Source organism: Streptomyces sp. NPDC059649, from assembly GCF_042734445.1.
Classification (GTDB): Bacteria; Actinomycetota; Actinomycetes; order Streptomycetales; family Streptomycetaceae; genus Streptomyces.
Genome location: NZ_JBHWDV010000027.1, coordinates 16,057 through 36,832, shown reverse-complemented (window position 1 = coordinate 36,832; position 20,776 = coordinate 16,057). Strand labels below are relative to the sequence as shown.

The 20,776-nt window shown below is 71.9% G+C and carries 19 protein-coding genes and 1 riboswitch; of the genes, 12 read left to right on the top strand and 7 right to left on the bottom strand.

The window, feature by feature from the left end; translation table 11 throughout:
- The first annotated feature begins 80 nt into the window (after nucleotides 1–80).
- Nucleotides 81–226: riboswitch (SAM riboswitch) on the top strand.
- 17 nt (nucleotides 227–243) lie between these two features.
- The 6 genes from thrC (at nucleotide 244) to ACFV1J_RS25155 (ending at nucleotide 6,003) form a co-directional block, all read left to right on the top strand.
- The gene (thrC, locus tag ACFV1J_RS25180) at nucleotides 244–1,536 is read left to right on the top strand and encodes a threonine synthase (RefSeq protein WP_385861536.1); all 1,293 of its coding nucleotides are present in this window, start codon (nucleotides 244–246) and stop codon (nucleotides 1,534–1,536) included.
- Nucleotides 1,537–1,590: 54 nt separating this feature from the next.
- Complete coding sequence (locus ACFV1J_RS25175) at nucleotides 1,591–1,869, top strand: MoaD/ThiS family protein (protein ID WP_385861534.1); 279 nt, start codon at nucleotides 1,591–1,593, stop codon at nucleotides 1,867–1,869.
- A gap of 498 nt (nucleotides 1,870–2,367) precedes the next feature.
- Nucleotides 2,368–2,571 carry a cold-shock protein gene (locus ACFV1J_RS25170; RefSeq protein WP_003986833.1) on the top strand — a complete coding sequence of 68 codons (204 nt, stop codon included), beginning with the start codon at nucleotides 2,368–2,370 and terminating at the stop codon, nucleotides 2,569–2,571.
- Between the two features lie 317 nt (nucleotides 2,572–2,888).
- A complete protein-coding gene (gene groL, locus ACFV1J_RS25165; RefSeq protein WP_030810521.1) occupies nucleotides 2,889–4,511 on the top strand; it encodes a chaperonin GroEL in 1,623 nt (540 codons plus the stop codon).
- Nucleotides 4,512–4,856: 345 nt separating this feature from the next.
- Complete coding sequence (locus ACFV1J_RS25160) at nucleotides 4,857–5,579, top strand: DUF998 domain-containing protein (protein WP_385861533.1); 723 nt, start codon at nucleotides 4,857–4,859, stop codon at nucleotides 5,577–5,579.
- A 145-nt stretch (nucleotides 5,580–5,724) separates the two neighbouring features.
- Nucleotides 5,725–6,003, top strand: a complete 279-nt coding sequence (locus ACFV1J_RS25155) for a hypothetical protein (RefSeq protein ID WP_385861531.1) — start codon at nucleotides 5,725–5,727, stop codon at nucleotides 6,001–6,003.
- 81 nt (nucleotides 6,004–6,084) lie between these two features.
- Here ACFV1J_RS25155 and ACFV1J_RS25150 read toward each other — a convergent pair whose 3' ends face one another.
- The 3 genes from ACFV1J_RS25150 to ACFV1J_RS25140 all read right to left on the bottom strand — a co-directional run bounded on the left by ACFV1J_RS25150 (nucleotide 6,085) and on the right by ACFV1J_RS25140 (nucleotide 9,746).
- The gene (locus ACFV1J_RS25150; RefSeq protein WP_385861529.1) at nucleotides 6,085–7,719 is read right to left on the bottom strand and encodes a PTS transporter subunit EIIC; all 1,635 of its coding nucleotides are present in this window, start codon (nucleotides 7,717–7,719) and stop codon (nucleotides 6,085–6,087) included.
- 90 nt (nucleotides 7,720–7,809) lie between these two features.
- Nucleotides 7,810–8,757, bottom strand: coding sequence for an N-acetylmuramic acid 6-phosphate etherase (gene murQ / locus ACFV1J_RS25145; protein ID WP_385861527.1), 948 nt, complete (start codon nucleotides 8,755–8,757; stop codon nucleotides 7,810–7,812).
- A gap of 56 nt (nucleotides 8,758–8,813) precedes the next feature.
- Nucleotides 8,814–9,746 carry a MurR/RpiR family transcriptional regulator gene (locus tag ACFV1J_RS25140; protein ID WP_385861525.1) on the bottom strand — a complete coding sequence of 311 codons (933 nt, stop codon included), beginning with the start codon at nucleotides 9,744–9,746 and terminating at the stop codon, nucleotides 8,814–8,816.
- Nucleotides 9,747–9,868: 122 nt separating this feature from the next.
- Here ACFV1J_RS25140 and ACFV1J_RS25135 point away from each other — a divergent pair, with 122 nt between their 5' ends.
- Nucleotides 9,869–10,240, top strand: coding sequence for a hypothetical protein (locus ACFV1J_RS25135; RefSeq protein WP_385861523.1), 372 nt, complete (start codon nucleotides 9,869–9,871; stop codon nucleotides 10,238–10,240).
- Between the two features lie 8 nt (nucleotides 10,241–10,248).
- Complete coding sequence (locus ACFV1J_RS25130) at nucleotides 10,249–10,524, top strand: DUF4031 domain-containing protein (protein ID WP_385861521.1); 276 nt, start codon at nucleotides 10,249–10,251, stop codon at nucleotides 10,522–10,524.
- A 199-nt stretch (nucleotides 10,525–10,723) separates the two neighbouring features.
- On the opposite strand, the gene ACFV1J_RS25125 is transcribed toward ACFV1J_RS25130, so the two are convergent.
- Both ACFV1J_RS25125 and ACFV1J_RS25120 read right to left on the bottom strand, forming a co-directional pair.
- Nucleotides 10,724–12,013, bottom strand: a complete 1,290-nt coding sequence (locus ACFV1J_RS25125; protein ID WP_385861519.1) for a Cmx/CmrA family chloramphenicol efflux MFS transporter — start codon at nucleotides 12,011–12,013, stop codon at nucleotides 10,724–10,726.
- Nucleotides 12,014–12,098: 85 nt separating this feature from the next.
- Nucleotides 12,099–12,806 (bottom strand): hypothetical protein, encoded by a 708-nt coding sequence (locus ACFV1J_RS25120; protein ID WP_385861517.1) that lies wholly within the window; start codon nucleotides 12,804–12,806, stop codon nucleotides 12,099–12,101.
- A gap of 119 nt (nucleotides 12,807–12,925) precedes the next feature.
- Here ACFV1J_RS25120 and ACFV1J_RS25115 point away from each other — a divergent pair, with 119 nt between their 5' ends.
- Nucleotides 12,926–13,654 (top strand): copper homeostasis protein CutC, encoded by a 729-nt coding sequence (locus tag ACFV1J_RS25115; RefSeq protein ID WP_385861515.1) that lies wholly within the window; start codon nucleotides 12,926–12,928, stop codon nucleotides 13,652–13,654.
- Nucleotides 13,655–13,766: 112 nt separating this feature from the next.
- Here ACFV1J_RS25115 and ACFV1J_RS25110 read toward each other — a convergent pair whose 3' ends face one another.
- Entirely contained in the window at nucleotides 13,767–15,044 is a 1,278-nt protein-coding gene (locus tag ACFV1J_RS25110) for an MFS transporter (protein ID WP_385861514.1), read from the bottom strand.
- 188 nt (nucleotides 15,045–15,232) lie between these two features.
- Here ACFV1J_RS25110 and ACFV1J_RS25105 point away from each other — a divergent pair, with 188 nt between their 5' ends.
- Nucleotides 15,233–15,613, top strand: a complete 381-nt coding sequence (locus ACFV1J_RS25105; RefSeq protein ID WP_385861512.1) for an ArsR/SmtB family transcription factor — start codon at nucleotides 15,233–15,235, stop codon at nucleotides 15,611–15,613.
- A 76-nt stretch (nucleotides 15,614–15,689) separates the two neighbouring features.
- Here the strand turns inward: ACFV1J_RS25105 and ACFV1J_RS25100 are convergent, their stop codons facing one another.
- Nucleotides 15,690–17,804, bottom strand: coding sequence for a HelD family protein (locus tag ACFV1J_RS25100; RefSeq protein WP_385861510.1), 2,115 nt, complete (start codon nucleotides 17,802–17,804; stop codon nucleotides 15,690–15,692).
- 402 nt (nucleotides 17,805–18,206) lie between these two features.
- Here ACFV1J_RS25100 and ACFV1J_RS25095 point away from each other — a divergent pair, with 402 nt between their 5' ends.
- Nucleotides 18,207–18,449 (top strand): hypothetical protein, encoded by a 243-nt coding sequence (locus tag ACFV1J_RS25095; RefSeq protein WP_385861508.1) that lies wholly within the window; start codon nucleotides 18,207–18,209, stop codon nucleotides 18,447–18,449.
- A 715-nt stretch (nucleotides 18,450–19,164) separates the two neighbouring features.
- Entirely contained in the window at nucleotides 19,165–20,664 is a 1,500-nt protein-coding gene (locus ACFV1J_RS25090; RefSeq protein ID WP_385861506.1) for a glycosyltransferase 87 family protein, read from the top strand.
- The last annotated feature ends 112 nt before the right edge of the window (nucleotides 20,665–20,776 follow it).

Here is a 20,776-nt window from a genome sequence, read left to right as displayed (position 1 = left end):
CAGTCTTGAACAACGCGGATGACCCTCGCATGCCGGGGTCGCCTCGCGACAAACGCCTGGGTTTCGGCCCAGCGCCATACCGCTCATCCAGAGGGGCAGAGGGATACGGCCCGTTGAAGCCCCGGCAACCCTCCAGTCGGTCTCCGCGTCCAGCGCGCCGAGGCTCCCGGCTAGGGAAGGTGCCAAATCCGTCTCGCGACGAGATGCGCCGCGAGGAAGATGAGGAGAAAGGGCCTCGCCTCCATGGCTGTGCAAGTCACCGAAACCACCGCAAACCCCACCCCCGTCGCCCTGGGCCCCGCCGTCGCGCTGTCCTGCCGGGAATGCGGTGAGCGCTTCGATCTCGGTCCGATCTTCGCCTGTGCCAGCTGTTTCGGGCCGCTCGAAGTCGCCTACGACCTGCCGAGCGGCGACCCTGAGGCCCTGCGGAAGCAGATCGAGGCCGGCCCCGACAACATCTGGCGCTACGCCCCGCTGCTCCCGGTCCCCGCCGACGTGGCCGAGAAGCCGAACCTCAACCCCGGCTTCACCAAGCTCGTCAAGGCCGACCGGCTCGCCGCCGAGCTCGGCGTCACCGGTGGCCTGTACGTCAAGGACGACTCCGGCAACCCGACGCACTCCTTCAAGGACCGTGTCGTCGCGATCGCCGTCGAGGCCGCCCGCGCCTTCGGCTTCACCACCCTGTCCTGCTCCTCGACCGGCAACCTCGCCGGTGCGGTCGGCGCCGCGGCGCGCCGCGCGGGCTTCAAGTCCTGCGTCTTCATCCCGCACGACCTGGAGGCCGGCAAGGTCGTCATGGCCGCGGTCTACGGCGGTGACCTGGTCGGCATCGAGGGCAACTACGACGACGTCAACCGCTTCTGCTCGGAGCTCATCGGCGACCCGCTCGGCGAGGGCTGGGGCTTCGTCAACGTCAACCTGCGGCCGTACTACGGCGAGGGTTCCAAGACCCTGGCCTACGAGATCTGCGAGCAGCTCGGCTGGCAGCTGCCGGACCAGATCGTCATCCCGATCGCGTCCGGCTCCCAGCTGACGAAGATCGACAAGGGCCTCAAGGAACTGATCGCCCTCGGGCTGGTCGAGGACAAGCCGTACAAGATCTTCGGCGCCCAGGCGGAGGGCTGCTCGCCGGTGTCGACGGCCTTCAAGGCCGGGCACGACGTCGTACGCCCGCAGAAGCCGAACACCATCGCCAAGTCGCTGGCGATCGGCAACCCGGCGGACGGCCCGTACGTGCTCGACATCGCGCGCCGTACGGGCGGTGCGGTGGAGGACGTCAACGACGAGCAGGTCGTGGACGCGATCAAGCTGCTGGCCCGTACGGAGGGCATCTTCGCGGAGACCGCGGGCGGGGTGACCGTCGGCGTGACCAAGAAGCTCATCGAGGAGGGTCTGCTCGACCCGGCGCTGACCACCGTCGTCCTCAACACGGGTGACGGCCTGAAGACACTGGACGCGGTCGCGCCGACCACCGGGCCCTCGGCCACGATCCGTCCGAACCTGGACGCGTTCCGCGCGGCCGGCCTGGCCGGCTGAGCCCGCGCAGTCCCCGCACCCGTACTCCGTAATCCCTGTCCGGAAGGCAGAACCATGAGCGTCAAGGTCCGCATCCCCACCATCCTGCGCACGTACACCGGTGGCGAGGCCGAGGTCACCGCCGAGGGCGCGACCCTCTCCGAGGTGATCGCCGACCTGGAGAAGAACCACCAGGGCATCGCGGCGCGGGTGCTCGACGACGCCGGCAAGCTGCGCCGCTTCGTGAACGTCTACGTCAACGACGACGACGTCCGCTTCGAGCAGGGCCTGCAGACGCCGACGCCGGACGGCGCGGGCGTCTCCATCATCCCCGCGGTGGCCGGAGGCTGCTGACCTTCCGTCGGACCTGGGCCGCGCCTCCTCCCGGTGGCGCGGCCTTGCCCGTACGGTGATCGAACAGGCGCGGATTTGCGCCATCCTTTCCCCCGCTTGACCGGAATTGCCCCGTCCATCAAAAACGGACGGGGCAATTCCGTTTCGTGAAAGGGGATAGCATTGTGGCGATCTCCCCGCTGTATATGTCCCCGGGTATGCCGAGCGCATAAGAATCCGTGCTGAGTTGTGCTCAAAGTGTGTGCGGCATTTGTCGGTTAGATACGCCTATGCCCGGCCCGGCTTGCCCGGGAGAATCGCGATTTCGCCGCATATAGCCGATTCTCCGGTGCCAGAATTCTCGTCCGATTGACCTGTTGCGCTGGGCATCGGTCCAGATACATTCAGCGGCGGTCGACGCGTTCCGGCGCACACCCCACGGGCCTTTCGCGGGGTGAGGTCTGACCCGGGTCCGCGGAGTGCGGTCCTGCGCAAGGGCCAGTAATAGGGGAGTTAGGCATGGCTCAGGGCACCGTCAAGTGGTTCAACGCGGAGAAGGGGTACGGCTTCATCGCGGTCGACGGTGGTGCGGATGTATTCGTCCACTACAGCGCGATCCAGATGGACGGCTACCGCACCCTTGAGGAGGGCCAGCGGGTCGAGTTCGAGATCTCGCAGGGCCAGAAGGGGCCGCAGGCGGACATGGTCCGGGTGGCCGGCTGAGGCGCCGACCGACTGCTGCGTGGTGAAGGCCCGTACCCCTGACGGGGGTACGGGCCTTCTGCTGTCCGCCGCGACGGACGGACCTCCCGGCCGCCACCCCTCGATGGATGGGCCACGCTCCGAACGGCTTGCACTCGCATGCCTCGAGTGCTAATCATTGGCGTTAGCACTCTCCGAGTGAGAGTGACAACGAAGGACCGGGTCGGTGAGGCCCGCAGGCCGGTGGGGCAAGGAACCACAGCAGGTCTGCAGGTCGTCCGTCGCGGGCGCCAGCGCGGTCCGGAGCAATCCACCCCAGTCCGGGAGGACCACTTCACATGGCCAAGATCATCGCGTTCGACGAGGAGGCACGGCGCGGTCTCGAGCGCGGGATGAACCAGCTCGCCGACGCCGTCAAGGTCACCCTCGGCCCCAAGGGCCGCAACGTCGTCCTCGAGAAGAAGTGGGGCGCCCCCACGATCACCAACGATGGTGTGTCCATCGCCAAGGAGATCGAGCTCGAGGACCCGTACGAGAAGATCGGCGCCGAGCTGGTCAAGGAGGTCGCGAAGAAGACGGACGACGTCGCCGGTGACGGCACGACGACCGCGACCGTCCTGGCCCAGGCTCTGGTCCGCGAGGGCCTGCGCAACGTCGCCGCCGGCGCCAACCCGATGGCCCTGAAGCGCGGTATCGAGAAGGCCGTCGAGGCCGTCTCCGCCGCCCTGCTCGAGCAGGCCAAGGACGTGGAGACCAAGGAGCAGATCGCCTCCACCGCCTCCATCTCCGCCGCCGACACCCAGATCGGCGAGCTCATCGCCGAGGCCATGGACAAGGTCGGCAAGGAAGGCGTCATCACCGTCGAGGAGTCCCAGACCTTCGGTCTGGAGCTGGAACTCACCGAGGGTATGCGCTTCGACAAGGGCTACATCTCGGCGTACTTCGCCACCGACATGGAGCGTATGGAGGCGTCGCTCGACGACCCGTACATCCTCATCGTCAACTCCAAGATCGGCAACGTGAAGGACCTGCTGCCGCTCCTGGAGAAGGTCATGCAGTCCGGCAAGCCGCTGCTGATCATCGCCGAGGACGTCGAGGGCGAGGCCCTGTCGACCCTGGTCGTCAACAAGATCCGTGGCACCTTCAAGTCCGTCGCCGTCAAGGCCCCGGGCTTCGGTGACCGCCGCAAGGCCATGCTCGGCGACATCGCCATCCTCACCGGTGGCACCGTCATCTCCGAGGAGGTCGGCCTCAAGCTGGAGAACGCCGGTCTCGACCTGCTCGGCCGCGCCCGCAAGGTCGTCATCACCAAGGACGAGACCACCATCGTCGACGGTGCCGGTGACAGCGAGCAGGTCCAGGGCCGGGTCAACCAGATCCGCGCCGAGATCGAGAACAGCGACTCGGACTACGACCGCGAGAAGCTCCAGGAGCGTCTGGCGAAGCTGGCCGGCGGCGTGGCCGTCATCAAGGCCGGTGCCGCCACCGAGGTCGAGCTCAAGGAGCGCAAGCACCGCATCGAGGACGCCGTCCGCAACGCGAAGGCGGCCGTCGAGGAGGGCATCGTCGCCGGCGGTGGCGTGGCCCTGCTGCAGGCTTCCTCGGTCTTCGAGAAGATCGAGCTCGAGGGTGACGAGGCCACCGGTGCCGCGGCTGTGAAGCTGGCCCTGGAGGCCCCGCTGAAGCAGATCTCGGTCAACGCCGGCCTCGAGGGCGGCGTCGTGGTGGAGAAGGTGCGCAACCTGGCCGTCGGCCACGGTCTGAACGCCGCCACCGGCGAGTACGTCGACATGGTCGCCGAGGGCATCATCGACCCGGCCAAGGTCACCCGCTCCGCGCTGCAGAACGCCGCCTCCATCGCGGCGCTCTTCCTCACCACCGAGGCCGTCATCGCCGACAAGCCGGAGAAGGCCGCCGCGGCCGCTCCGGGCGGCATGCCGGGCGGTGACATGGACTTCTGATCCACCGCGCCGGACCTCCGGCCCGCTGGACCAGAACGCTGATCCTCCCGGATCACCCGTCCTGAACGCCGGGGCGGCACCCTCCTCCCAGGGGGTGCCGCCCCGGCGGCGTTTTACCCCCGGACCGCCGCCGTGCCCTGAGCCTCTCGGGGTGACGGCGGCATCGCGGTTACGCTGTGCACTGGATCGACCATGGACAGTCACGGCCAAGGGTCTCGGGGTGGCCGCGCCCCCGGTGATCGCAAACGAAGGAGTTTTCGTGCGAGCCAGGGTGCGTAGAGGTCTGATCAGGTCCGGTACGGGCGGCGACTGATCATGCCCGGGCGAGAGCGGAACGCGACGCAGGTGGGGGAGCCCGCACCACGGCACCTGGGGCCGCCCGGCGATCCGGGCCGCCGGGACGCCTGGGCGGCCCGACTGCTCGCCGTGGCCGCCGTGCTCTACAACGGCTGGCTGCTGGAGTTCGTCCTGCCGACCGGCCTCGACCCCCGGCACTCGTACGTCAGCGAGTTGTACGCCGCCGACCAGCCGCTGCGCGGTCTCTTCGGCGGCATCGAATGCGTCTGCGCCGCCCTCGTCGTCCTGGGCGCGCTGCTCGCGTACGGCCGGGCGGCGGGCGGCTGGTCCCGCGCCGGATGGGGGGCACTGGCCGGCCTCGGACTGTCGTCCCTGGCCGACGTCGCGCTGCCGATGCGCTGCGCGCCCTCACTGGAGCCCGGGTGCGAGCCCGTGCACCCCTGGCACACGGCCACCAGCGCCCTGGCCCACTTCTTCCTCTTCGCATCGATGGCGCTGCTCAGCCGTGCCGCCGTGGCCGAGCGCCCCCACCGGCGGCTGATCCGCCGGTGGGGGCCGCGGGTGCTGGCGGTGGCCCTGCCGGCCGCCGTGTGCACCGTGGGTCCCCTGTTCGGCCGACCCGGTTGGCACGGCGTCCCGCAGCGCGTCCATCTGGTCCTGGTGGGCGTGTGGTTCGCCCTGCTGGCCGTCGAATCACACCGCTCGGCAACGGCGGCCCGGGCATCCGCGGCACCCCGTACGGAGACCCGTTCGCCCGCGTCCACTCCCTGAGCGGCCGTCAGGCGACGCCGGACGCCGGCGGGCGTCAACCGCGCGGGGCTGTCTCACTCCATCGAGGGTGGCGGGCGTCCGGAGCTCCTGGTATTTGAACGAACCGATCGAGGACTGCTCCCCGGACGCGTACGCTGCTCCGACGATGACCGAGTTTGTCGAAGAAGTCCGTTCCCGTGTGGTGCGCCTGCTCCAGATGGCCAACACCACGGACGACCGGCTGCGCAAGCAGATCATCGCCTACGCCGACGCGACCCCCGAGCCGCCGCTGATGGGTGCGGACGGCATCGGCACGACGGGCTGCTCCCGCTGTCGCCGCACCATGTGGCAGCAGCGCGACACCGAAGGACCCGTCTGGGTCTGCGCATTCTGCGGCCACGTCGAGGCGGTGACCACCCGCGAGCACGAGGGGTCCGAGGCTTAGGACGGTGTCCCGGCGTTCTGGCGTTCCGACGTCCCGACGTTCCGGCGTTCCTGGTGCCGGCGTCCCTGGGGCCCGGTGTTCCTAGGTTTCGGCCGTGGCAGGGGCAGGGGCGGTGGTGGGCGGTGCGGCGGGAGCCGTTGTCGGCGGTTCCGCTGGTTCCGCTCCTCCCGCCGGTACTGCTGGTTCTGGGACTTCTGGTGATTCTGGTGTGGGCGGTGGGGTGTTGAGGTCGGTGCGCAGCTGGCTGCTGAAGCCGAAGAAGTACGTTGCCAGGAAGCCGGTCAGATAGCCGACTGCCAGGCCCGTCGCGTAGACCGCGAGCGTGGTGACGATGCCGTGGTTGCCCTGGACGAGGGGGAACAGCGCCCAGCCGGAAGGGCCGATGGCGGTGGCGCCGACCGTGTCGCCGAGCTGGTGGAACAGGCCGATGAAGCCGCCGCCGAACGCGCCGCCGACGCAAGCCGTGACGAAGGGCCGTCCGAGCGGGAGTGACACACCGTAGATCAGCGGTTCGCCGACGCCCAGGAAGCCCGCGGGCAGAGCGGACTTGATGGTCGTACGGACCGAGTGGTTGCGGGGGAGGCGGACGTAGACGGCGAGGGCGGCGCCGACCTGGCCCGCGCCGGCCATGGCGAGGATCGGCAGCAGGACGGTGTAGCCCTGTTGCTGGATCAGGGTGGTGTGCAGCGGGATGAGGGCCTGATGGAGGCCCAGCATGACGAGGGGGAGGAAGAGCCCGCCCAGCAGGAAGCCGGCCGCCGCGCCGCCGTGCGCGAGCAGCCAGGTGGCGAAGGACCCGATGGCGGTGGCGGCCTCACCGGCGACGTACATCAGCCCGAAGAGCGTGACCAGGCCGGTGATCAGGACCGTCAGGGTGGGGGTGAGGAGGACGTCGAGCGCCTCGGGGATTCTTTTGCGGCAGTGCTTCTCCACCTGGACGGCGAGCAGTGCGGCGGCGAGTGCGCCGAGTACGCCGCCCTGGCCGGGGGAGAGGTGGCGGCCGAAGGCGGTGATGTGGGTGACGCCGGGGAAGACGATGACCGCGGCGACCGCGCCGCCGAGCACCGGTGTCCCGCCGAACTCCTTGGCGGTGTGGTAGCCCACGAACACCGCGATCAGCGACATGAAGCCGGAGGCGAGGGCGGTCAGCGCGGGGACTACGGACGGCAGCCAGCCGAGGTTGGTGAGCAGGCCGTTGATCCCGGCGACGATGCCGCAGCCGATCAGCGCCGGGATCAGCGGGACGAAGATGTTCGCCACCCGGCGCAGGAACAGCTTGACCGGGGTGGCGTTCCGGGCCTTCTGGCGTGCCTTGAGCGCGGCGCCCTGCTCGGCGAGCTGCTCGGCGGTGGTGGACGAGGCCGCGGTGGTCGGCTGCGCGGTGGCGGTTGGGTGCGTGGTGGTGGTCGGGGGCTGGGTGGTTGCGGGCGCGGTGTTCGGTTCCTTGGCGCTGGGGGCCTGTTCCAGCAGAGCCTCGAAGGCGGGGGTGACCCGGGCTACCGTGCCGGGTCCCAGCACGATCTGGTACGTGGACCCGTCCTCGACCACTCCCATGACGGCGGGCAGCGCCTTGAGGTCCTCGTCCCGGACCAGGGAGCGGTCCCGGATGCCCAGGCGGAGCCGGGTCATGCAGTGGGTGACGGAGATGACGTTGGGGGCGCCGCCGACCAGCGGGAGGAGCGCGGCGGCGGTGGCGCGGTGGGCGTCTTCGGACATGTGCGGTGCCTTGCTGTGCGGACCATCCGGAGTGGTGGGGTTCGGAGGCGGGCGGGGCGAAGGGACGGCAGAGGAGCGCGACAGACGGTGTCAGCGGGATCCGGCGGCTTCCAGGGCCGCGCGCAGATGGCCGTCCGAGGCGGCGAGGAGGCGGGCGGCGGTCGGGCCGTCGACGCCGGCGAGCAGGGTGAGGATGGCGTTCTTCACCTCGCCGCCCGTTATGGCGAGCGCGGTCTCGATCTCGGCGTCGGTGGCGCCGGTGGCGAGCGCGACGATCCGCCGTGAGCGGGCCCGCAGCTTGTCGTTGGAGGCACGGACGTCGACCATCAGATTCCCGTAGGTCTTGCCCAGCCGGATCATGGTGATGGTCGAGAGCATGTTGAGCACCAGCTTCTGCGCGGTGCCCGCCTTGAGGCGGGTCGAGCCGGTCAGCAGCTCGGGGCCCACGACGATCTCGATGCCGTGCTCGGCGGCCGCGGCCAGCGCCGAACCGGCGTTGCAGGACAGGCCGATGGTCAGCGCACCGCGGGCCCGGGCGTGCTCGACCGCGCCGATCGCGTAGGGAGTGCGGCCGGAAGCCGAGATGCCGACGACGGCGTCCCGCTCGGTCAGCCCGATCGCGGTCAGGTCCTCGGCCGCGAACTCCTTGCTGTCCTCGGCCCCTTCGACGGCCGTGACCAGCGCGGAGGGGCCGCCGGCGATCAGGCCCAGGACCTCGGAGGGGTCGGTGTTGAAGGTCGGCGGGCATTCGCTGGCGTCCAGCACCCCGAGCCGGCCGGCCGTGCCGGCGCCGGCGTAGACCAGCCGGCCGCCACGGGCCATCCGGGCGGCGGTGGCGTCGATGGCGGCGGCGATCTCGGGGAGCCGCCGGGCGACCGCGGCGGGGACGGTGGCGTCCTCGTCGTTCATCGTGCGGGCGATGTCGAGCGTGGAGCGGCGGTCGATCTCGGCGAGGTCGGGACGGAACGCCTCGGTGGTGAGGCCGTCCAACTCGGCCCGCAGGTCGGCGTAGTGGGGGTGGTCGGCGGTGGAGGTCATGGCTCGGTGGCTCTTTCCGGGTCGGGCGTACGCCGCCCCCGCGCGGCGGGCGGCGGTCAGGGCTGGTGGCGGTGGGCCAGTGCCTCGTAGGAGGCGGAGAGGGCGGGGGCGGCGGTCTCGTACGTCCGCTGCGCGACGCCTATGAACAGGCAGTCCACGACCAGCAGTTGGCTCGTCCGGGAGGACATCGCGGCCGGGCGCAGTTCGCTCTCGCGCGCGGTGGAGGTGGTCAGGATGTGGTCGGCGTACGCGGCGATCTCGCCGTCCGGGCGGCCGGTGATGGCGATCGTCGTCGCGCCGTGGTCGAAGGCCACCCGCAGGGGCTCTATGACGTCGGTGGTCCGGCCGGAGTGGGTGATCGCGAGGGCGACGTCACCGGTCCGCATCTGCACGGCGTTCGTCACCGCGAGGTGGGGGTCGGCGTGCGCATGCGCGATCAGGCCGATGCGCAGCAGCTTCTGGACCAGGTCCTGGCCGACGAGGTTGGACGCACCGATGCCGTACACATCGATCCGGCGGGCGGACGCGAGCGCGGCGACCGCCGCTTCGAGCTGGGTGACGTCCAGCGCGGCCGCGGTGTCGGCCAGGCACTGCTGCTCTTCCTGCGCCAGCTTGGCGACGACGTCGATGAGGGAGTCGTCGACCGCTATGTCGGCCGTCACCGCGGGCGCGCCGCCGGCCGCCTGCTGCGCGGCGAGCGCGGCGAGCGCAAGTCGGAGGTCGCGATAGCCCGGATAGCCGAGCAGTCGCGACGTGCGTACGACGGTGGCTTCGCTGGTGCCGGTGCGCTCCGCGAGGCCGGTGACGGTCAGGGCGGCGCAGCCGGCCGGGTCGCTCGCGACGGTCTCGGCGACCCGCTGCATGGAGCGGGTCATCGTCGGCGCGAGGCTGCGGACCTTGGCGGCCAGCGCCGCGGGGGCGGGTGGGGCCGGGGCCGGTCGGGTCTCGACGGCCACGCCCTTGAAAGTTTCCTTCAGGCTGCTGCTCACGCTTGAAAAGTAATTTCATCGCCGCACCGCGTCAATACCCTCCGTGAGGGCTGTGGACAACGCACGGTCTCGGCCGCCGGGCCTGTGGACAACGCCGAGCGGCGTCGGGCGGCCGGGAGACAATGGAGGGCATGGAGCTGGAACAGGCATTGCACGCCGCGCGAGCGCTGGTGCTCGCCGACCTGATGGCGGACAAGGTGGCCGACGCCGACATCGTCTCGCTCGTGGAGGACGCGGTCGTCCACCGCCGGTGGTGGGTCGAGCAATGGCCTGAAGGCGCGGCGTTCGTCGCGGGACTGATCGCGCAGGACGTCCAGGACGCCCTCCTGGAGAGGTACGGCCGCTGGCCGCTGTGCCCGGTGTGTGTGGAGTCGGGCGACCCCCATGCCCTCGATGTGGAGCCGGAGTTGGGGCCCGACCCGCACTGGGTCTGCCCGAAGACGGCGGTCGCGGTCGCCCGCGTCGGCCGGCTCCGCGCCCCGGCGGAAGGCTGAGGTGGCCGTTGGCGATCTACATAGACCCGCCGATATGGCCGGGGCACGGCCGTATGTGGTCGCACCTGGTCAGCGATGTGTCCTTCGCCGAACTGCATGCCTTCGCCGCGCGCATCGGCGTACCCCGGGGCGCCTTCGAGCGCGACCACTACGACCTGCCGGCCGAGCGGTACGACGATGCGGTGCACGCCGGGGCCGTGGAGGTCGGCAGCAAGGAACTGCTGCGCCGGCTGACGGACGCCGGCCTGCGCCGACCCAAGCACCGGCCGGCGCGGACCCGGTAGGGGGCGCGGGCACGTACGCACGCAAGCCATACGGGCGCGGGCCGTACGCGCGCGAGCCGTACGCAGGCGATAGCGGTACGGACGCGAGCGGTACGGGTGCCAGCTGTGGACGCGAGCTGTACGGGCGCGAGCTGTATGCGTGCGGGCGGTATGGAGGCGGCCCGGCGCGGCCGGTCGGTGCGCCGGGCCGTTGTTGTCGCTACAGCTGCTTCGCGGTCTCCGGCGCGGTGCTCGTGGCGGCCGCCGGGCCAGCCAGGCCAGCCGGGCCCGCCGTCCCCGACGACGCGATCAGCCGTGAGTGGTTCGTCCTGCGGTGCAGCCGGAAGGCGACGGCGGTGGTGAGGACCGCGACCGCGGCCAGTGCCGCACCCGTCCAGGCGACGGACGGGTAGCCCCAGCCCGCGCCGATGGTCAGGCCGCCCAGCCAGGGGCCGATGGTGTTGCCGATGTTGAAGGCGGCGGTGGTGGTCGCGCCGGCCAGGGTGGGCGCGGCGTTCGCCACGTTGAACATCCGGGCGTTCAGGGCCGGGGCCGTGGCGAACGCGGTGACCCCGAGCATCAGCGACAGCGCGATCGCGGCCACCGGGCTGTGGGCGGTCAGCGCCAGTACGGCCAGGACCACCGTGGACGCGGAGATGCCGCCGAAGAGCGTCCCGAAGAGATGCGCATCGGCGACCCGGCCGCCGATGAACGTGCCGATCAGCGCGCCGACGCCGAACAGCGCCAGTACCGTCGGCACCCAGCTCTCGGCGAGCCCGGCGGTGTCGGTCAGCAGTGGCGAGAGGTAGGAGAACAGGGCGAAGACCGCGGCGCCGTTCATGGCCGTCGCGGTCAGCGCCAGCCATACCTGCTTGTCCTTGTAGATGGTCAGCTCGCGGCGCAGTCGCGGGCGGTCGTCGCCGGTCGGCACGCTCGTCCGCGGCACCAGCGCGACGACGCCCAGCAGTCCCACCGCGGCGAGCCCGGCCACGGCCCAGAAGGCCGCGCGCCACCCGGCGTGCTGCCCGAGCAGGGCGCCGGCCGGCACGCCCGCGATGTTGGCGATGCTCAGCCCGCCGACCATCACGGCCATCGCCCGGGCCCGCGCGGTCACCGGCACCAGCGAGACCGCCACCGCCGCGCCCACCGCCCAGAAGCCGGCGCAGGCGAGCGCGCTGACCACCCGGGAGACGAACAGCACGCCGTACGTCGGGGCCAGCGCGCCCGCCACCTGGCCGAGACCGAAGACCGCGAGCAGCGCGATCAGCGTCGTACGACGCGGCAGCCGGAGGGTGGCCGCGGCCAGTACGGGCGCGCCGACCACCATGCCGATCGCGAAGGCGGAAACCAGGAGCCCGGCCTGCGGAATCGAGACCCTCAGATCACGGGCCAGGGGCTGGAGGATCCCGGACAGCATGAACTCGGAGGTGCCGAGGGCGAAGACCGAGAGGCCGAGGACGTAGACGGCGATGGGCAGACGGGCGCGGTCGGACGGTGCGGGAGCTGGCATGTCAGCTACTAACAACGATAGGACGCCTTACATTCCCGTCGCCGGTGATCGAAGGTGCGGCAGCCTGACGCCGCCGCCCCTCAGGTCATCCGCCGCCGGACAGCAGGTCCAGCTCCGTCGCCAGGTTGCGGCGGGCCAGGTGCTCCCACCGGTCGTAGCCCTGCGGGGTCCTGAACAGCCGGGGCAGGGACAGGAGTTGACGCAGTACGGCGGAGCGGCCGGCCGTGAAGTCCGCGTCGGGCACGAAGGCGTACTCGTCGCGGACCGCGGCGGCGTAGGCGGCGTACGCGTCGGGCGAACCGGCGAGCACCGCGAGATCGGCGTCACACAGCACCTCGCCGTCCGGGTCGTCGGGCGCCGGGTCGTGGGTGACGGTGAGCCGCACCAGCCGGGCCACCTCGGCCGTACGGGCCGCGCCGACGCCCAGTTCGGGCAGCGCGCGCTCGGCCAGTGCCGCGCTGCGCTCCTCGTTCTCCGAGCGGTCCGGCCGGTAGACCGCGTCGTGGAACCACGCCGCCAACTGGACGACGGGCAGGTCGTCGGCGTGTTCGGCGAGTTCGTCGATCCGGTCGAGGACCGCGGCCAGGTGGGCGACGGTGTGGTAGCGCCGCTGCGGCTCGCTCCAACGGGAGAGCAGGTTGTCCGCGTAGGGGGCGGGGTCGGGCGCCGGGGCGCCTCCGGGCGTGGCGAACTTCCTCGTGCCGCGGGCCGCGGCGACCGTGGCGGCCCAGCGCGTGCGCAGCTCCGGCACCGGGTCGATGGTGCTGCCTGCCGTACGGGACACGGACGTCATGCGAATCATTGTGCCTTGCGCCCGGCGACCCCGTAGGCTGGGAATATTGGACTAGACCTGTTGGGTGGCGTGCGGACGCAGGGCTTCCGCGCCACATGTCGTCGGAGGATTGGGGTCATATGAGCAAGCGCGCGCTCCTGGAGGTGATCGCGCTCGGCCCGGAGGACGCGGTCGCCGCCCAGGAAGGCGGTGCCGATCGCCTGGAACTCGTCACCGACATGGCGGCCGACGGGCTCACGCCCGCGACGGCCACCTTCGCGGCGATCCGGGCGGCGGTCGATCTGCCGCTGCGGGTGATGCTGCGGACCGCCGACGGGTTCGCGGCCGGCGATCTCCCGGCGCTCTGCGGCCGGGCCGCGGCCCTGCGGGAGGCGGGCGCCGAGGAGTTCGTGCTCGGGTTCCTCACGCCGGACGGGCGGCCGGACCTCGCCGCGGTGACGGCGCTGACCGACGTGATCGACGGCTGCCCCTGGACCTTCCACCGGGCCATCGACCGGGCCGCCGACCGGAACGCGCTGCGCAAGGAGCTGGCCGGCCTGACGGGCGCCGGGCCCGACACGTATCTGACCGCCGGCGATCCCCAGGGGGTGGCGGCCGGGCGGGCGGTCCTGGTGGCCGAGCAGGCCCGTACGGCGGCGGGCGAGCCCGGGTACGCGCCGCGCATCCTGGTGGGCGGCGGTCTCGGCCTCGACCACGTCCCGGCGCTGCGCGCGGCCGGCCTCGACGCCTTCCACATCGGCGGCGCCGCCCGCCCCGACGGCTGGTCCGCACCGGTGGACGTGGCCGCGGTACGGCGGTGGCGCGAGGCACTGGACCAGGAGGCGGAGCGGCCGGTTCCGTTGGGGTGACCGGGTGGGGTGGGGTGGTAGGTGGAGGCCGGGGTGGCCAGGTGGGCCTGGGGTGGCCGCGCGTGGCTCTTACGGCCGTGACCATTACGGGCGTGCCTTAGGGGTGTGGCCTTTACGGGCGCGCCGCCGGAGCCCCGGTTTTCGATGCGGGGGCGGAACGCGGAGACGACGTGGGCGCGTCCGTTCCTGCCGTCTCTGCCGTCTCTGCCGTCTCTGCCGTCTCTGCCGTCTCTGCTGTCTCTGCCGTCCCGCCCCTCCGCCGGCGGGTCGTGACCGCCGCCAGGATGACCGCCACCAGGGCCAGTGGGGCCGAGGCGAGCGGGAACCAGCGGTCGCCCAGCACGGTGAGGGCGAGACTGCCGACGCCCCCCGCGGCGGCCATGCCCAGATAGAGCGCACTGCTGTTGAGGGAGATCAGCAGCGGCGCGTTCGGCGGGTCCAGGGAGGCGAGACGGTGCGGCAGCGCCACCGCGACCGCCCATCCGGCGAGCGGTGAGAGCGCCGCGTAGACCAGCGCGCCGGGCATCGTCACCGAGACCCAGGGCAGCGTGAGGAAGGCGAGGGCGGCCAGCGAACCGCCGGTGAGCAGCACGGTCCGGACGCCCAGCCGGTCGACCGCCCGGCCGCCCAGCCAGTTACCGGCGACCGAGGCGAGGCCGGACACCAGCATGATCAGGCTGAGCCGGCCCGCGTCGCCCCCGGTGGCGGGGCGTACCGCCGTACCGAGGTAGATGTAGACGGCGTGGAAGGCCACGAAGAACACCAGCGTGGTGGCCGCTGCGGCCAGGACGCTGCCGTTGCGCAGCGGCGCGAGGCGGGTGCGCAGGCCGGGCGCGGCGGTCGGCGCCGGCAGGTCGCGCAGCAGCAGGGCGAGGCCCAGGAACGCCGCGGCGCCCAGGACGACCACCAGCCACATGGTCAGCCGCCAGTCCGTGCGTCCTATGTAGGTGCCGAGGGGGACACCGAGCGCGGTGGCCACCGTCATGCCGCCGAGCACGGTCGCCAGCGCCCGGCCGCGCCGCTCGGCGGGGACGAGCATGGTGGCCACGGCGTTGGCGGTCGGGGTGTACAGGGCGGCGCCGGCCGCGGCCAGTACCCGGGTGGCCAGCAGGACGGGGTAGTTGGGGGCCAGGGCGCTCAGCGCGTTGGCGGCCGTGAAGACGGTGAGCGCGGTCAGCAGCACCCGGCGGCGCGGCCACCGGGCGGCGGCGGTGGCGAGCACGGGGGCGAGCACGGCGTAGGAGAGGGCGAAGACGGTGACCATCTGGCCGGCGGCCGGTACGGAAACGCCCAGGTCATGGGCGATCAGTCCGAGGATGCCGGCCATCACCATGGAATCGGTGCCCATGGCGAAGGTACCGAGTGCGAGCAGGAGCAGGCGGAGACGCACGGGTGTCCTTCCCGGTACGAGCGGGGACGAGGGGAGGCGTAACTAGGCGACGGCCACACGTGGTTGAGTGCGAGCGCAGCATGTGTTTGATGTGCGTCAAACAATATTGATTGTTGGGTGGATGTCAAACTGTCACTGCGGGGAAATACAGTGGGCGGGAGTGAGCGACGGAAGGAGGCTGGACGGCCGTGGTGAGTGGCGTGGGTACGGACAGCGGTGACGGCGCGCTGCTGGCGCAGCCGGACACCGAGGACATCCAGCTGGTGAAGGTGCTGCACGCGCTCGGGGACCCGACCCGGCTGCATCTGCTGCGGATCTACGCGAGCGGGCAGCAGTACGACTGCTCGTCGGAACGGCTGGGCCTCGCCCATCTGCACAAGTCGACCGTCTCGCACCACATGCGGATCATGCGCGAGGCCGGGATCACCTCCACCCGGGTCGTCGGCCGCAACCGCTACGTGCAACTACGGCGCGCCGACCTCGACGCGCGCTTCCCCGGCCTCCTGGACGCGCTGCTCAACGCCGTGGAAGGGGCGGAGCTGTTGGGGGCGGGGGGCGGCGGGGGCTGAGCAAGGGAGCCGATGGGCCTGGCAGGTGCTGCGGCGGCCGACCCGTGGGCCGTCTCCGGGGCCGGCCGCCGGTGCGCTAGGCCGCCCCGTCCGCCAGTGGCTCCGGCAGTCGCTCCGCCCCTTGCTCCGTCGCCAGTTGCTCCGGCAGGGGCGCCGCATGGACCACCGTCAGGCCCGAGACCGGGCGGGTCAGGCAGACGTACAGGCGGCGCAGGCCGGTCCGTTCGTCCGGTTCGCCGTCGACGACCGCGGCCGGCTCGTCCAGCACCACGTAGTCGTACTCCAGACCCTTGGCGAGCGTGGCCGGCACCAGCGTCAGCCGGGACCCGGCCGAGGTCTCCTCGCCGGGGGCCAGCACGGTCACCCCGGCCGCCTCCAGTGCCGCACGCAACTCCGGAATGCGCACCTCCGCCGCGATCAGGCCGATCGAGCCCTCCTTCGCCAGCGCCTCGTCGCAGGCCGCGAGGGTCGCCGCGGTCAGCTCCGCGGCCTCGACCCGACGGACCGCGAAATCCCCCGCCGACTCACGGATCGAGGTGGCCTCCGTCAGATCCGGCGCGATGGCCGGCAGCAGCCGGGACGCGTACGCGATCACCTCGCGCGGTACCCGGAACCCCTGTGTGAGCTCCTCGACCGCCGCACCCGGTTTGCCGAGATGGGCCAGCGCCTCCTCCCAGGTGTCGGTCGCCCACGGCGTCGTCCCCTGGGCGATATCGCCGAGGATCGTCGCCGAGCCCGTCGTACAGCGCCGGCCGACCGCCCGGTACTGCATCGGGGAGAGGTCCTGCGCCTCGTCCAGCACCACATGGCCGAGCGAATGCGTGCGCTCCACCAGGTCCGTCGCCTCGTCGATCAACACCGCGTCCGCCGCGGACCACTTGGCGCTCTTCACGCTGCGCGCCGGTTTGGTCCACAGGATCGTCTTCTGCTCCTCGGGCGACAGGATCCCGTCGGCCTGCTCCGCGAGGAAATCCGCGTCGCCCAGCAGCCGCAGCACCAGTTTCGCCGGATCGACCGGCGGCCAGACCTCCTTGACCACGGCCTTCACGGCGGCGTTCCGGGCCACCGCGTTCTGCACCCGGTCGTCCGGCGCCTCCCCGGCCTGCTCCATCCGCACCAGAACGGCATGCGCGATCCGCTGCGGCAGCGCCTCGCGGGCCGCGCCGTAACGGATGTCGCGGGCCATCAACTCCTCGACGATCTCCTGCAGTTCGTACGCCGGTACGCGCCAGCGGCGGGAACCGCGGACCACCATGCAGGGCTCCTGCGGCAGCGTGATGTGCGAGCGGACGGCCCGCCGCAGGACCTCCGCCATCCGCGCATCACCCTTGATCGTCGCCGCGGCCGCGTCGTCCGTACCGCGCACCTCGACGTGCGCCACCAGGTCGTCGACCGTGGCCTGCTTGACCTCCAGCTCACCCAGCGCCGGCAGCACCTGCTCGATGTACTGCAGGAAGGAACGGTTCGGCCCGATGACGAGGGTGCCGGCCCGCGCCAGCCGCTCGCGGTGCGCGTACAGCAGATACGCCACCCGGTGCAGACCGACCGCCGTCTTCCCGGTGCCCGGCGCCCCCTGCACACACACCGAACCGGCGATGCCGGCGCGCACGATCTCGTCCTGCTCCGGCTGGATCGTCGCGACGATGTCCCGCATCGGGCCGACGCGCGGCCGCTCGATCTCCGACTGCAGGAGCCGGCTGGTCCGCTCCAGTTCTGCGGGGTCGGTGAGGTGCTCGTCCTCGTACGCGGTCAACTCGCCGCTGGTGTAACCGAAGCGGCGGCGCAGCCTGAGGTCCATCGGGTCCTTCTTGGAGGCCCGGTAGAACGGCTGGGAGACGGGGGCGCGCCAGTCGATGACCATCGGGTCGCCGTCGGCGTCGTGGACGTGCCGCCGGCCGATGTAGAAGTTCTCCCCGTCCGCCCCCTCGGCGAGGTCGAGGCCCGGGGCGTGCAGGTAGTCGAGGCGGCCGAAGAACAGCGGGGTGTGCGAGAGATCGGCGAGCGCCTTGATCCGGGCTTCGATCTCGCCCTGGAGCACCTCGGCGTTGACCCAGTTCGCGGTGACGTCCGCGATGTTCAGCGACTCGGCGTCGGCACGCATCGCGCGGAGCGCGGCGCGGGAAGCGGCGAGATGGGCGCGTTCGCGCTGGAGGGGCTCGTCGTCGGACAGGTCGTGGGCGTGCGAGGGCACGGCGTTGCCTCCGGTGGCGGTACTGCGGCGGGCGCGCCGTGGTGCGCGGGCGCGGCGGGCCGGTGTCGGTGCGTAGCGCAGGTCATGCGATGCGCGGGTCAGCGGCGTGAAGCAAAGGCCGACCGGTTTCCGACCGGTCAGCGGCACTCCTCGGCGGGAGGCAGGCAGACGCGCGAGTGTAGTCAGGGGCGGATGGCGGCGCCAACGAATTAATTGAGGGGAGGGTCCAGGCTGTACGCCGGGGCGCGTGTCGAGCCCTCCGTGCCGTACCCAGGGTTGACGACCCGTACAACCCTGGGTCTCCCTTAGGGGATGGAGTGGGTCTGGAGGCTGACGCCCGACCCGCCAAGGATCGACCCGTGGACCGATGCACCGCAATCGCCCAAAACTCATCATTGACCCATGAGCAGCGCAACGATTCCACCCGCATCCGTCCCGTCCATCCCCTCCCTCGCATCCGCCCCTCGCCACCCGGCCAAGGGCGCCGCGGCCCTCGGCGCGGCCCCGGCCGCCGACGCCGCCTCGACACCCGGACACCGCCATCTCGTGGGCAACACCCTGCGCGCGATAAGGGTCTTCGCCGCCGCGGCCTTCAGCGTCGCCGTCCTCGGCGAGTACGCGGACGACCGGCGGGCCGAGGGCTGAGCCCCGAGCGCCGAGCCACGCGGGCCGAGCCCCGTGGGTCGAGGCCGCCCGTGGTCGAGCGGGTGGTTGAGCGCCGGCCGGGCTGTTCCTGGGCGACTCCGTGACGACATCCGGATGACCGGAAACCGTTACGGCCGGCCGGCCCCGATCCACTAGCGTCGGCGCGGAGTGCGCGCTCAGGGCGACGAGGCGAGGCGACGAGAGGGGACCACGGGTGTCTTCCGCCGACGGTACGCGGACGGAGAGAGAAGAGACCGAAGCGAAGGGGGAGGGGTGGGGGAGGGGGAGGGGCCCCCGAAGCAGAAGCAGCACCGACGAACCCCCGCCCTCCGCCCCCCACCCCAGCCCTGCCAACCCCTGCTCTGCCCCCAGCAGCCTTTGCTCCGCCCCCAGCGGCCCTTGCTCTGCCCCCACCGACTCAAGCACCGCATCCGGCTCCACCAGTCCCGCTCCCGGCTCCACCAGTGCCGGACCCGGCTCCACCAGCACTGGACCCGGCTCCACCAGTACCGGGCCCGGCTCCACAAGTCCCGCACCCGACTCCACCAGCGTCACGTCGACGCCCACCGGTACGAGGGCCAGCCGTGACAGCGCTACGCCGACGTCCACCGGTACGCGGCCCGCGCGCACCCGCCGTCACCTTCTCTACGCCGTCGCCCTGCTGCTTGTTTCGTTCGCCGGACTGTGGGTGCTTTACGAGGTGCAGCCGCTGCCGATGTCCGACATAGCGGTATACCGGGCCGAGGGGGAGGCCGCCGCGAGTGGAGGTGATCTCTACGGCTTCACGGTCACCAAGTGGGACCTTCCGGCCACCTACCCGCCCTTCGCCGCCCTCCTCTTCATCCCGACGACCTGGGTCTCCCTCGGCACCCTCAAGATCGTCTGCGTGCTCGTCAATGCCGGGCTGCTCGCCCTGCTGATCCATCTCTCCCGCCAGGCCACCGCGCCGCGTCAAGGTGCAGGACTTCGCGAGGCGGCCGCACCGCGCCGGGCCGCGGAACCGGATGAGGCCGCCGGCCTTCGCGAGGCCACCGCGCCGAGTCAGTCCCCGGGACCGCGTCTTGCCGGACCCCGCGAGACCGCCGCACCGCCTCAGGCCGCCCGACCGTGCGAGGCCGCCGCACCGCCTCAGGCCGCCGCACCGCCCGTGGCCGGCGGTCTGCGCTGGGCTGCCGCAGCGCGGCGGGCTGCCGTCCTGCGCCAGGTTGCGGCCCTGCGCCGGGTTGCCGGGCTGCGGAGGGCCGCGCGTATCGCGCCGGTCGTTCTGGTCGTCACCGCGCTTGGGCTCTGGCTCGAACCGGTCTTTCAGACGTTTGTCTTCGGGCAGGTCAATCTCGCCCTGACCTGCCTCGTCCTCTGGGATCTCGCTCGCCCGGACGGTGCTCGCGGCAAGGGGTTCGCCACCGGTCTCGCGGCGGGCATCAAGCTCACCCCCGCGATCTTCGCCGTCTACCTCCTCATCACCGGCAGGGTGAAGGCCGCCTTCACCGCGCTCGCCGGGTTCCTGGTCTCCGTGCTGCTGGGCTGGCTGGTGTTGCCGGACGCGAGCGTCGAGTTCTGGACCCGGCGGATGTTCGAGACCGACCGGGTGGGCAAGGTCTGGATCGTCGACAACCAGTCCCTCCAGGGCCTGATCAGCCGCGTTCTGCACAACCCCGCACCGGGACTGCTTTGGGCGGTGCCGGCGCTGCTCACCGCGGCCGCCGGGCTCTACGCCGCCCGCCGGGTCTATCTGCGCCGCGGCCTCGACAGCTGGGGCGTGCTGTGTACGGCCGTGACGGCGCTGCTGGTCTCGCCGATCAGCTGGTCGCACCACTGGGTCTGGTGCGTACCGCTGCTGATCGGCCTCGCCGCCCGGGTCCGGCGCTGTCCCTGGCGGCGCGCCCTGCTGGCCGCCGTCACCCTCGCCTTCACGGCCCGGACGATGTGGATCGTGCCGCACCGCGGCGACCTCGACCTGCACTTCTCCTGGTGGCAGCAGCCGCTCGCCGCGCCGTACCCGCTGCTCGGGCTGGCGCTGCTGGCGGCCCTGATCTGGTGGACCCGGCGTACGGGGAGCGCACCGGGCGAGCCAGGCGAGCCGGGAGGGGCGGGAGAGGCAGGAAAGGCAGGAAAGGCAGGAACGTCGGGGCAGTGGCCGGGAGTGCCCGCGCCCCGCCGTATCCCGGCAGCGCGCATCGACCAGGACCTGACCGCCCGGACCCGCCCCGCGTGAGCCCGCCCCGCGTGAGCCCGGGCCGGGCGGGTCCGGGCCGGTTGTCCCCAGGGCTCCCGGAAGGCCCGCCGCCCCTGCCGATCACACGTCGTACACGTCCTCGTCCGTCCGC

Coding starts and splice junctions, on each gene's coding strand:
- ACFV1J_RS25175 (WP_385861534.1), top strand. CDS start 1,591: ATGAGCGTCAAGGTCCGCATCCCCACCATCCTGCGCACGTACACCGGT.
- murQ (WP_385861527.1), bottom strand. CDS start 8,757: ATGACCTCCACCGCCGACCACCCCCACTACGCCGACCTGCGGGCCGAG.
- ACFV1J_RS25120 (WP_385861517.1), bottom strand. CDS start 12,806: ATGACGTCCGTGTCCCGTACGGCAGGCAGCACCATCGACCCGGTGCCG.
- ACFV1J_RS25095 (WP_385861508.1), top strand. CDS start 18,207: ATGAGCAGCGCAACGATTCCACCCGCATCCGTCCCGTCCATCCCCTCC.
- ACFV1J_RS25150 (WP_385861529.1), bottom strand. CDS start 7,719: ATGTCCGAAGACGCCCACCGCGCCACCGCCGCCGCGCTCCTCCCGCTG.
- ACFV1J_RS25135 (WP_385861523.1), top strand. CDS start 9,869: ATGGAGGGCATGGAGCTGGAACAGGCATTGCACGCCGCGCGAGCGCTG.
- ACFV1J_RS25125 (WP_385861519.1), bottom strand. CDS start 12,013: ATGCCAGCTCCCGCACCGTCCGACCGCGCCCGTCTGCCCATCGCCGTC.
- ACFV1J_RS25090 (WP_385861506.1), top strand. CDS start 19,165: ATGTCCGACATAGCGGTATACCGGGCCGAGGGGGAGGCCGCCGCGAGT.
- groL (WP_030810521.1), top strand. CDS start 2,889: ATGGCCAAGATCATCGCGTTCGACGAGGAGGCACGGCGCGGTCTCGAG.
- ACFV1J_RS25170 (WP_003986833.1), top strand. CDS start 2,368: ATGGCTCAGGGCACCGTCAAGTGGTTCAACGCGGAGAAGGGGTACGGC.
- ACFV1J_RS25155 (WP_385861531.1), top strand. CDS start 5,725: ATGACCGAGTTTGTCGAAGAAGTCCGTTCCCGTGTGGTGCGCCTGCTC.
- ACFV1J_RS25115 (WP_385861515.1), top strand. CDS start 12,926: ATGAGCAAGCGCGCGCTCCTGGAGGTGATCGCGCTCGGCCCGGAGGAC.
- thrC (WP_385861536.1), top strand. CDS start 244: ATGGCTGTGCAAGTCACCGAAACCACCGCAAACCCCACCCCCGTCGCC.